Genomic DNA, 10,959 nt, shown 5'->3' on the forward strand with positions numbered 1-10,959 from the left:
AGCAAAATAAATTTTTAATTTCATATTTTTATGTCACATACTGTACATAAAAGAACAATTATAAGGAGCAGGCAGATGCAATTATACTATTCCCCTACATCACCTTTCGCTCGTAAAGTTCGAGTTCTGATTAATGAATTAAAAATTCAAGACCAATTTGATTTTTTACCCGTGGATCCTTGGACTGACCCGAATTTAAGACCAATCAATCCCTTGTCCAAAGTCCCGACTTTGGTGCTGAACCATAAAGAGGTTTTGTTTGACTCAGCATTGATTTGTGAATATTTGAGTACGCTAAAAGATAAAAAGTTTGGTTGATCCCACAGAGCATGTGGCATATTTTAAAAGTTTACGTCTGCAAGCATTAGCAGATGGAGCAATCGCATTCGTCGGGTGGTTATATGCAACATTACAGAAAACTGAGCAATTACAAGCACAAGAAATGATGCAACGTTTTACTGCAAGTCAATACAGCACATTATCGTGGTTAGAACAGCATTTGGATAATTTTACTGAGCTTTTTGGAATAGGGGAGATTGCGGTTGCATGTTTGCTTGAATATATTGATTTTCATTTTCCTGAAAAGTGATTGGAAACATCAGCATCCACCATTAGCTGTATGGCTTGAACACGTCGCACATCGTGAATCTATGCAAAACACACGCTTTCATGCGTTGTAGTAAATGTGTGTTAAGTACGCATCGAATAACAGTTTTTCTGAAGCATGTTTATGGGAAGGTTAAAATAAAAAAAACTCCTATCGTAAGATCGGAGTTGATGGAAAAAATCGCACTTTTTTATTTGATGTATTGATGTATTAAAAATTAGTTTTTATTCGGCTGTGGTGTTAAACGCAGATAGGGTTTAACCGCCGTATAACCTTTTGGGAAGCGTTCTTTTAACTCAGCTTCATCTTTAATCGAGGGCACGATCACGACATCTTCACCTTCTTGCCAATTGGCAGGTGTTGCCACTTTATAATTATCTGTAAGTTGTAGTGAATCGATCACGCGTAAAATTTCATTAAAATTACGCCCTGTAGATGCAGGGTAAGTGATGATTAAGCGCACTTTTTTATTTGGATCAATGATCACTAAAGAACGTACAGTCAGCGTCTCACTCGCATTGGGATGAATAAAATCATAAAGTGTTGAAACTTTTCGATCTTTGTCCGCAATAATCGGGAAATTTACTGTCGTATTTTGGGTTTCATTAATGTCTTGAATCCAACCCTGATGTGATGTTACATCATCGACAGACAGGGCAATTGCTTTTACACCACGTTTGCTGAATTCATCTTTAAGTTTTGCTGTGTAGCCGAGTTCAGTGGTACAGACGGGCGTATAGTCGGCAGGGTGGGAAAATAAAATTCCCCAATCATTGCCTAAAAAATCATAAAAATGAATCTTACCTTCACTTGAGTCTTGCTCAAAATCAGGTGCAATATCACCTAAGCGAATCGTCATTGGATTTACCTCAAAATTTAGAATAGTTAAAATCGGTCTTTGCTCGTCAAAATCACTATGGCTTAAATTTCTTATAATTAAAAATAGTGTTTTTATATTTCTTTATGATAATTTTTCATAAAACACTGTGAACTTATATAAAAAAAGATGAAATTCTATCAACAGAGTCTATCTGTCCATCGTGCAAATTTGCTACATTAGACCGCCTAAACTCATACACGCGAAAGTCGGTGTACAGATTTTTTTAATTGGTTTTGTGTAAAAACCTTGTACTTCAAATTTCTAACACCATAATAACGTCTGAGAAAAATTTATTTTGATAAGCAAGTTTTAGAGAGTCTATATGTTGGCAAGCCTGATCGGAGGAATCTTCGGTACTAAAAACGAGCGTGAACTGAAACGCATGCGTAAAATTGTCGATAAGATCAATGCGCTTGAGCCGACCATATCTGCTTTAAGTGATGCTGACTTATCTGCCAAAACTGAAGAATTCAAACAAAGATATAAAAAAGGTGAAAGCTTAGATCAGTTGATGCCAGAAGCATTTGCTGTGTGTCGTGAAGCAGGTAAGCGTGTGATGGGCATGCGTCATTATGATGTGCAGCTGATCGGCGGTATTACCCTGCATGAAGGTAAAATTGCAGAAATGCGTACAGGTGAAGGTAAAACCCTCATGGGCACTTTGGCTGTGTATCTCAACGCGATCAGTGAACAAGGCGTTCATGTGATTACCGTGAACGATTACTTGGCACAACGTGATGCTGAGTTAAATCGTCCACTTTATGAGTTCTTAGGTTTAACGGTCGGCGTGATTTATTCTATGCAAGCGCCTATGGAAAAAGCCGAAGCCTATCTTGCAGACATCACTTACGGTACCAATAACGAATTTGGTTTTGATTACTTACGTGACAACATGGTTTTCTCCATGGCTGAGAAAAAACAGCGTGGATTGGCCTATGCCATCATCGATGAGGTCGATTCAATCTTGATTGATGAAGCACGTACACCGTTGATTATTTCGGGTCAAAGTGAAGATTCATCTCAGCTTTATCAGTTGATCAATACTATTCCACCAAAACTAACTCCACAGAAAGAAGAAAAAGTGGCTGATGGTGGTCATTTCTGGATTGATGAAAAACAACGTTCTGTTGAAATGACGGAAGTCGGTTATGAAACAGTAGAACAAGAACTCATTCAAATGGGCTTGTTGGCTGAAGGTGAAAGCTTATATTCAGCAGGTAATTTGAACCTTGTTCATCACGTTTCAGCAGCCATTCGTGCACATTTTTTATATCAACGTAATGTACAGTATATTGTTAATGATGGCGAAGTGATCATCGTCGATGAAAATACGGGTCGTACGATGCCAGGTCGTCGTTGGTCAGAAGGTTTGCATCAAGCGGTTGAAGCGAAAGAAGGCCTAGAAATTCAACCTGAAAACCAAACATTGGCGACAACGACATTCCAAAACTATTTCCGTTTATATAAAAAACTTTCAGGCATGACCGGGACAGCAGACACTGAAGCTGCGGAAATGAAAGAGATTTACGGTTTAGATGTCGTATTAATTCCAACACATCGTCCAATGGTACGTAAAGACCTGAATGATTTAATTTATTTAAATCGTGCGGGTAAATACAACGCGATTATTGAAGAAATTCAGAAAATCCATGCTGCAGGTGTTGCGCCGATTCTGATTGGTACAGCAACCATTGAAGCGTCTGAAATTTTATCGGACAAGCTTAAAGAAGCAGGCATTCACCATGAAGTTTTAAACGCAAAACAACATGAGCGTGAAGCAGATATTATTGCCCAAGCAGGTGCACCGAATGCTGTGACTATTGCCACCAACATGGCGGGTCGTGGTACAGATATTTTGCTAGGCGGTAACTGGAAAGCATTATTGGCTAAAATTGAAAATCCAACTGCTGAAGATGAAGCTCGCCTACGCGCAGAATGGGAAAAGAATAATGAAATGGTGTTAAGTTCAGGTGGTTTACATATCATCGGTTCAGAGCGTCATGAATCACGCCGTATTGACAACCAATTACGCGGTCGTTCAGGTCGTCAAGGTGACCCTGGTGTATCACGCTTCTTCTTATCACTTGAAGATGACCTAATGCGTATTTTCGCAGGTGATCGTGTGATTGCGATGATGCGTGCAATGGGCTTGCAAGAAAATGAAGCTATTGAACATAAAATGGTGTCACGCTCGATTGAAAATGCGCAACGTAAAGTTGAAGCACGTAACTTTGACATTCGTAAGAACTTATTAAAATACGATGACGTCAACAATGAACAACGTAAAATCATTTATTCACAACGTGATGAAATTTTAGAAGAAGCAACACTTCAAGATTATATTGAAGAGATGCATCAAGAAGTGATGAAAGGTTTAATCGAAACGTATATTCCACCAGAGTCAATTCACGACCAATGGGATATTGAAGGTCTAGAAAATGCCTTGCGTATGGATTTCGGTATCGAGCTTCCTGTTTCACAATGGCTTGAAGAAGATCGTCGTTTAGATGAAGAAGCTTTGGTTGAACGTATCAGTGATGAAGTGATTGAACGCTATCGCCAACGCCGTGAAAATATGGGTGCTGAGTCTGCTGCAACTTTAGAGCGTCATTTCCTATTGGGTTCATTAGATCGTCACTGGAAAGACCATTTGGCTGCAATGGATTATTTACGTCAAGGGATTCATTTACGTGGTTATGCACAGAAAAATCCTGAGCAAGAATACAAAAAAGAAGCATTCAACTTATTTGTAAATATGCTTGGTGTGATTAAATCAGATGTCGTAACAGATCTTTCTCGTGTCCATATTCCAACTGCGGAAGAGTTAGCAGAGATGGAAGCACAGCAACAGGCGCAAGCAGAAGCGATGCGTTTAAACTTTGCACACGATGATGTAGATGGTTTGACTGGCGTAGTTAATACAAACGTCCAAACAGAAGATGAGCTAAATCTGAATAAAACAGAAAAAACATTTACACCGCCTGAAAGCCGTAATGCGCCATGCCCATGTGGTTCAGGTTTAAAATACAAACAATGTCACGGTAAAATTTAATTTTTTACTGAGTTTGAATCAAGTGTAAAAAAGCAGAACAAATGTTCTGCTTTTTTTACAAGTTATTACATGCGGTGAATATTGATTGCACCATTCACAATTAAATGTTATTTACTTGCTCAACCCATTTTTAAAGATTTAGGAACGATAATGAAAATACAATTCAAAGCATTATTTGTCGCAGCTTTAGCAATGCCAGTGCTTACTTTTGCCGACACCCAACCACAAACGACCACTGTTGCAAACTTGCAAGCAGCAGCAGGGACTGTGACTGCACAAGCCGAAGTAAAAAATGATTCAACAACAGTGATTAGCCCACGCACAGGCATTCGTTATACCTTGGGAAATACAGGTGGTCGTCCAATCATTTTAAAAACAGCAGCAATTGCAGCAGTGACGCCTGCAACCATTAATCGTGTGGTTGCTTCAAATCCAGCATTATCGGTATCAAGTCAAGAAAAAGTAAAACAAGCACTTTTACCAACAGAACAAACGGTTGCTCAAGTACAGGCTCAACCGCAAGCAGCCGCTCAGCAATAATTTCAAGGTTGTATCATTTTAAAAGTCAGTGCTCAGGTTGAATGCTGACTTTTTATATCGTATATGTCGTATTTATCATATTGTTTCACTTTAATTTTTTAAATATTAACCATAAAAATAACTCAAAATCGCTCGATTGATAATAAAAAACAATTCACTTGGGAATAGGCTCGATTTTTTATGCATTTTCTAATAAGCTGTTGTTTTCTTAATTTCATTCCGGATATTTAAAAATGGCGGTTGGTGACGTAACTATGCCACACATGCATGTGGTACAAGGTGTAAAAATTGGCTCGGCAGAAGCGTATGTACGTTATCCTAATCGACGTGATTTAGTTATTTTTGAATTTTCTGAAGGTACAAATGTTGCGGGTGTATTTACCCAAAATGCATTTTGTGCTGCACCTGTACATGTGTCTAAAGTACATTTAGCACAAGCTAATCCCCGTTATTTAGTGATTAATACAGGCAATGCCAATGCAGGTACGGGCAAGCTCGGTATGCAAAATGCACAACTGACATGTTTGAAACTTGCTGAATTGGCACAGATCGAGGAATATGAAGTTTTACCTTTTTCTACAGGTGTAATCGGTGAACAACTGCCGATTGAACGTTTAACACAAGGTTTACAGCCTGCATTAGATTCGCTGAATGAAAATGCTTGGGTGGATGCTGCAACAGGTATTATGACCACTGACACGACACCTAAAGGGGCATCTGAGCAATTTGAGTTAGATGGTGTTGCATATACCATGACTGGGATTTCAAAAGGTGCGGGTATGATTCGTCCCAATATGGCGACGATGTTGGGCTTTGTGGCAACCGATGCACCTATTTCACGTGAATTAACACAGCAGATGTTAAAAACTGCTGTAGATCAATCATTTAATCGTATTACTGTCGATGGCGATACGTCGACCAATGATTCATGTATTTTTGCAGCTACAGGACTTGCTGGTGGTGCAGAAATCCAGTCGATAGATGATGCTCGTTATAGCGTTGTTGTGGATGTTTTAATACGTGTGATGAAACGTTTGGCACAACTCATTGTACGCGATGGAGAGGGTGCAACTAAATTCATGACTGTTGCAGTTGAGGGTGGGCATAATACGCAAGAGTGCTGCGATATTGCATATAGCATTGCACATTCACCTTTAGTAAAAACTGCATTTTTTGCATCAGATCCAAACTGGGGGCGTATCCTTGCTGCGATTGGCTATGCGGGTGTGAAAGATTTAGATGTGGAAAAAATTCAAGTCTGGTTGGATGACGTGCAAATCTGTAAAGATGGTGGTGCAGCTGTAGATTACACTGAAGCAGAAGGTGCACGAGTTATGGCACAGACTGAAATTACCATTCGTGTCGATTTAGGGCGTGGACAGGCTAAAGATACAGTTTATACCTGTGATCTGTCGTATGACTATGTCAAAATTAATGCAGATTATCGCTCTTAAAATTTAAAAATATAGAAAAGCCTCCGTTGTGAGGTTTTTTTATAAGTGGATGTTTTTTTTATAATTGGTCAAATTAGCCAATGCCAAATTGATCAGTGAATTACTTGAAACGCTTGTTGAGTGACAAGCATATGGATAGAGAATACCTTTTATGAATGATGCGACCAATTTAATTGCCAATGAAGCAAAATCAATTGTCACAGCACATTTGGATGGATTAGGAGAGCCAAAGGACAAAACTTTAAGTCCTGAGCTAAAACAGCAAAAATTTGCCCAAATTAAAGCGGAATTAGACAAGCGTGATGCGGTTTTAGTCGCGCATTATTACTGTGATCCTGAAGTACAAGAGTTAGCAGAGCTGACTGGTGGTTGTGTTTCTGATTCATTGGAAATGGCGCGTTTTGGACGTGATCATGCTGCATCGACGTTGGTGGTTGCAGGTGTTAAATTTATGGGGGAGACATCTAAGATTCTATCCCCTGAGAAAAAAGTCTTAATGCCTACACTTGAGGCGACTTGCTCACTTGATTTGGGTTGTCCTGTGGATGAGTTTACAGCGTTTTGTGATGCACATCCTGATTATACCGTTGTGGTCTATGCCAATACTTCAGCTGCTGTAAAAGCCCGTGCTGATTGGGTTGTTACATCAAGCTGTGCAGTGGAAATTATTGAACACTTAGATAGTTTGGGTGAAAAAATTATTTGGGCACCTGACCAACATCTAGGACGCTATATCCAAAAGAAAACAGGTGCAGATATGTTGCTGTGGGATGGTTCATGTATCGTGCATGAAGAATTCCGTGCACGTGGCATTGCCAACATGAAAGCATTATATCCAAATGCAGCTGTACTGGTACATCCTGAATCACCCGAATCAGTCATTGAAGTGGCAGATGCAGTTGGAAGTACATCTCAACTTATTAAAGCAGCTCAAACACTACCGCATGACACATTGATTGTGGCAACAGATCGTGGCATTTTCTATAAAATGCAACAAGCTGTGCCAAACAAAACTTTGATTGAAGCACCAACTGCAGGAGAGGGGGCAACGTGTCGCTCATGTGCACATTGTCCGTGGATGGCAATGAATGACTTGGATGGTATTTTGGAAGTTTTGCAAAAAGGCGATCAAGAAATCTTTGTGGATGCACAATTGGCAGAGCGTGCCAAACTTCCACTTGATCGTATGTTGAACTTCAGTGCGAGTTTAAAGCGTTAAAATTGTATAAAAAATAATAGAAATGCTTGATAAATATACACTTGATGATTTTTTTTAGTTTTTTTTTAATATAGGTGTTGACGTTCAAGGGCGTCACGCCTAGAATTCACACCGTACCGAACGAGATGTTCGATACAAAAAAGCTGAGATGAATCGGAGCATAGCACAGCCTGGTAGTGCACCTGGTTTGGGACCAGGGGGTCGTAGGTTCGAATCCTACTGCTCCGACCAATTCTTCAAGGCAAAGGTTTATTGATAGTGAAAATTATCAGTCATGCGCCTGTAGCTCAGTTGGATAGAGCATCCGCCTTCTAAGCGGATGGTCACAGGTTCGAATCCTGTCAGGCGCACCATTGTTGCTTGATATTGTAGAATCTAAAGTTTGTTGTGATGGTGGATGTAGCTCAGTTGGTAGAGCCCCGGATTGTGATTCCGGTTGTCGAGGGTTCGAGCCCCTTCATTCACCCCAATTCGGAGCATAGCACAGCCTGGTAGTGCACCTGGTTTGGGACCAGGGGGTCGTAGGTTCGAATCCTACTGCTCCGACCAATTTAAGTTTATCTAAGTTGAAAACTTAAATGTAAATTATCCGCTGATTAGGCGGTTTTTTTATGCCTGAAATTTGATACTCCAATCTTTGAATATAAAAAAAGGTCTATTAAAGACCTTGAATAGTTAAAATAAAGTTATGGAATAATAATGATGGATACGCGGCGGTTTTCTGCACGGTGCTCTTCGCTGTCATTGGCTTTAATTGGTTGCTCTGCACCTTTACCGATAATCTGAATATTATTGGGATTGAAATGCTGCGAAATAAAAATATTTGCTACGCTTTGGGCGCGTTTTTGAGACAGTGCTGTATTATAGTTAGCAGAGCCAACATCATCGGTATGTCCCACAATTTTAACTTTGGTTAGGTTGTATTTCTGCAACTGTTTTGAAAGATGTAGAATAGAGTCGCGGTTTTGAGTTTTGATTTCAAATTGATCAAAATCAAATAATAATCTTTCAGGAAGTCCTAAACTCCAGCCTTCATCTGTTAATACAAAGCCTTCTTTTTTTAATGCGCGGACTTGACTGTATTTTAAGCCGCCTAAATTTAGACAACCTGTATAAGTGCTAAACATAATAAAGCAAGAATTGGAAGTTTTAGGTGCGTTACAGACATACGATATACCCTGATAAAGTTAATTGTGATAAATGAACCAATGATGAGTTAATGATTTTGCTTTATACATTGCCTGATCTGCCTGAGAAATTAAATCTTCAGGGGAAATGGCTTGATTAGATAAAGCTATTCCTAAGCTGAAATTAAAAGTTATACTTTGATTTTTATACACCAAAGGTTTTTCGCAGCTTTTAATTAAATTTTCAGCAATTGAAATTAAATGATCTACGCGTTGGATGGAGCTTAAGATAATGGCAAACTCATCGCCGCTTAAGCGGGCGACAAAGTCATCCTGTCGAATATTTTGCTTTAAGCGAGTCGCCATTTCTTTTAAAACAGCATCACCTGCCTGATGACCATATTGGTCATTAACGACTTTGAAATTATTAGCATCAATAAAAAGCAATGCAATTTTTTGTTTTTCTTGATTATTTTTAAATAAATTAACAAGAACTTGATAGAAGTAATTACGATTTGGTAGACCTGTTAAATGGTCATGCTGAACCTGATAGGACAGTTGTTGATTTTCATTTTGTAAATGTGTATGCCATGATTGAATTTCTTCAAGTAGTTGGTTAAATACACTATTTACATGGTTAAACTCTTGAATATCATTTTTTGGAAAACGTAAATTATAGGCGCTTTGTGTGCTGACTAACTGCGCGATTTGTACCATAGGTGTGATGGATTGCATAATATGGCGATAAGTCAGATTTACTGACCACCATAAAGCAAGGATCATGAATAACATCCCAACACCTAAGCCAATAAAAATCTTGATGATAAACATCATGATTTCATTTGAACTGCCATATAAAATAATTTTTCCAACATAATTTCCATTATGTAGTACAGCTACATCGATTGGATTACGCAAAAAGAGATGATCAAACAAATTTTGTAATGCAGAATAATGATCTATATCTTTAATACTTTCATATATTTTTTGATTTTGTGTATCGTAGACTTCAATCAAGCGTACGGAATGTTGTTGTGTGTACTCATGCAAAATTTGCGATAAAGCTAATTTATCTTGAAAGACTAAGGCAGGTTGAATACGTTCAGAAACGGTACGACTGATCAACTGTAAATTTTGTTCCGCATAAGACTCAACGGTAAAAACTGAAATTGTGGCAAAGGTAAATGTACAAATTAAAAAAGTAATCGCAAAAATTGTGAATTGGGATTTACGGAATAAAGTTTGTAAAGAAGTCGATTGATAAAATTTATGAATCATCTGTATTACTCCGAATTCTTAGCTAAGAGTAAAACACGAGGATCAACATGCACTTTAGCGCGTGCTAGGCTGTCTAAATTTACTTTAAAAATGGTATTGCCATTTTTTGTATTTTGTAAGCAAAAAGAACTTCCGATTTCACAATCATTATTACTTGTACTAAAAGACAGTATATTTGGTTTCAGTGAGCTATTAATTAATTTTTGCTCTATTGAAGCGGATAGATTAGAAAAAAATACCGCATCACATTCAATATTTTTAAGCGCGTCATGTGAAATACTTTTTACACTAAACGGTGAATTTTGAGCTTTAATAGATAAACTGAATTGTTTGGCAGCATTATTATTATCTACCACGCATAAAGTAGGTGACTGATTATCCCACTTTGCATAACTTAAAATAGAAAGCGTCATCATATAAAAATTATGCGTAGAGTTTGCTAAAGAAAAATTACTGAAACTCAGTAAAACCCCTATAGCTAGAAACAGTCTAAATTTACTTAACTGCATAATCATAATGAAAGTGGAATAATAATATTTTTATTCTAATGAAAAAGGAGATATAGTTCAAAAAAACTATGTAAATAGAAAAAAATTTAGAAGATGGATTGTTAGTGATCATAGATATTAAAATTTAAATAGTATTTTATATGTACATAAAAATAATAAAAACATCTAAAATTGTAGAATAAATAAGCAAGCGATAAGCTTTTTAAAAAATAAATCAAAAAAGGGGTTGCGTCGTATCTGAAATACTGTAGAATGCACATCCATCGGCGGTGATGAAGATTAAAACTTCTGAT

9 protein-coding genes, 4 tRNA genes and 1 pseudogene are annotated in these 10,959 nt (G+C 37.9%); 10 read left to right on the plus strand and 4 right to left on the minus strand.

Features of this window, described 5'->3' with window-relative positions:
* Positions 1-75: 75 nt before the first annotated feature.
* Together HX129_RS16145 and HX129_RS16150 are read left to right on the plus strand one after the other, a co-directional pair.
* Positions 76-318 (plus strand): glutathione S-transferase N-terminal domain-containing protein, encoded by a 243-nt coding sequence (locus HX129_RS16145; RefSeq protein WP_165353101.1) that lies wholly within the window; start codon positions 76-78, stop codon positions 316-318.
* Complete coding sequence (locus HX129_RS16150; RefSeq protein WP_130075033.1) at positions 311-589, plus strand: glutathione S-transferase family protein; 279 nt, start codon at positions 311-313, stop codon at positions 587-589. Before HX129_RS16145 ends, HX129_RS16150 begins: the two co-directional genes overlap by 8 nt.
* A gap of 235 nt (positions 590-824) precedes the next feature.
* Here the strand turns inward: HX129_RS16150 and HX129_RS16155 are convergent, their stop codons facing one another.
* Positions 825-1,466 (minus strand): peroxiredoxin, encoded by a 642-nt coding sequence (locus tag HX129_RS16155; RefSeq protein ID WP_130075034.1) that lies wholly within the window; start codon positions 1,464-1,466, stop codon positions 825-827.
* Between the two features lie 343 nt (positions 1,467-1,809).
* On the opposite strand from HX129_RS16155, the gene secA reads away from it, so the two are divergent.
* The 8 genes from secA to HX129_RS16195 all read left to right on the plus strand — a co-directional run bounded on the left by secA (position 1,810) and on the right by HX129_RS16195 (position 8,301).
* On the plus strand, positions 1,810-4,539 hold the full coding sequence (gene secA, locus HX129_RS16160) for a preprotein translocase subunit SecA (protein WP_174493652.1): 2,730 nt from the start codon (positions 1,810-1,812) through the stop codon (positions 4,537-4,539).
* Positions 4,540-4,689: 150 nt separating this feature from the next.
* Positions 4,690-5,079 carry a hypothetical protein gene (locus tag HX129_RS16165; protein ID WP_130075036.1) on the plus strand — a complete coding sequence of 130 codons (390 nt, stop codon included), beginning with the start codon at positions 4,690-4,692 and terminating at the stop codon, positions 5,077-5,079.
* Between the two features lie 233 nt (positions 5,080-5,312).
* On the plus strand, positions 5,313-6,533 hold the full coding sequence (argJ, locus tag HX129_RS16170; protein ID WP_286435042.1) for a bifunctional glutamate N-acetyltransferase/amino-acid acetyltransferase ArgJ: 1,221 nt from the start codon (positions 5,313-5,315) through the stop codon (positions 6,531-6,533).
* A 151-nt stretch (positions 6,534-6,684) separates the two neighbouring features.
* Entirely contained in the window at positions 6,685-7,752 is a 1,068-nt protein-coding gene (gene nadA, locus HX129_RS16175; RefSeq protein ID WP_286435043.1) for a quinolinate synthase NadA, read from the plus strand.
* 154 nt (positions 7,753-7,906) lie between these two features.
* Positions 7,907-7,983 (plus strand) — tRNA-Pro (locus tag HX129_RS16180).
* Between the two features lie 45 nt (positions 7,984-8,028).
* A tRNA-Arg gene (locus tag HX129_RS16185) sits at positions 8,029-8,105 on the plus strand.
* A gap of 40 nt (positions 8,106-8,145) precedes the next feature.
* Positions 8,146-8,221: transfer RNA gene (locus tag HX129_RS16190), tRNA-His, on the plus strand.
* 3 nt (positions 8,222-8,224) lie between these two features.
* Positions 8,225-8,301: transfer RNA gene (locus tag HX129_RS16195), tRNA-Pro, on the plus strand.
* Between the two features lie 137 nt (positions 8,302-8,438).
* On the opposite strand, the pseudogene yfiB reads toward HX129_RS16195, so the two are convergent.
* The 3 genes and pseudogenes from yfiB to yfiR form a co-directional block, all read right to left on the minus strand.
* Positions 8,439-8,920: pseudogene (gene yfiB / locus HX129_RS16200) on the minus strand (outer membrane lipoprotein YfiB).
* 19 nt (positions 8,921-8,939) lie between these two features.
* Positions 8,940-10,157 carry a diguanylate cyclase DgcN/YfiN gene (dgcN, locus tag HX129_RS16205; protein ID WP_130075040.1) on the minus strand — a complete coding sequence of 406 codons (1,218 nt, stop codon included), beginning with the start codon at positions 10,155-10,157 and terminating at the stop codon, positions 8,940-8,942.
* Between the two features lie 5 nt (positions 10,158-10,162).
* Complete coding sequence (gene yfiR, locus HX129_RS16210; RefSeq protein WP_228721873.1) at positions 10,163-10,666, minus strand: regulatory sequestration protein YfiR; 504 nt, start codon at positions 10,664-10,666, stop codon at positions 10,163-10,165.
* Positions 10,667-10,959: the final 293 nt, after the last annotated feature.

This window comes from Acinetobacter sp. 251-1, assembly GCF_030329305.1.
Taxonomy (GTDB): domain Bacteria; phylum Pseudomonadota; class Gammaproteobacteria; order Pseudomonadales; family Moraxellaceae; genus Acinetobacter; species Acinetobacter piscicola_A.

What these genes read in the sequence shown, in the direction of transcription:
- HX129_RS16145 (WP_165353101.1), top strand. Translation starts at nt 76, where the DNA reads ATGCAATTATACTATTCCCCTACATCACCTTTCGCTCGTAAAGTTCGA.
- HX129_RS16155 (WP_130075034.1), bottom strand. Translation starts at nt 1,466, where the DNA reads ATGACGATTCGCTTAGGTGATATTGCACCTGATTTTGAGCAAGACTCA.
- secA (WP_174493652.1), top strand. Translation starts at nt 1,810, where the DNA reads ATGTTGGCAAGCCTGATCGGAGGAATCTTCGGTACTAAAAACGAGCGT.
- HX129_RS16165 (WP_130075036.1), top strand. Translation starts at nt 4,690, where the DNA reads ATGAAAATACAATTCAAAGCATTATTTGTCGCAGCTTTAGCAATGCCA.
- argJ (WP_286435042.1), top strand. Translation starts at nt 5,313, where the DNA reads ATGGCGGTTGGTGACGTAACTATGCCACACATGCATGTGGTACAAGGT.
- nadA (WP_286435043.1), top strand. Translation starts at nt 6,685, where the DNA reads ATGAATGATGCGACCAATTTAATTGCCAATGAAGCAAAATCAATTGTC.
- dgcN (WP_130075040.1), bottom strand. Translation starts at nt 10,157, where the DNA reads ATGATTCATAAATTTTATCAATCGACTTCTTTACAAACTTTATTCCGT.
- yfiR (WP_228721873.1), bottom strand. Translation starts at nt 10,666, where the DNA reads ATGCAGTTAAGTAAATTTAGACTGTTTCTAGCTATAGGGGTTTTACTG.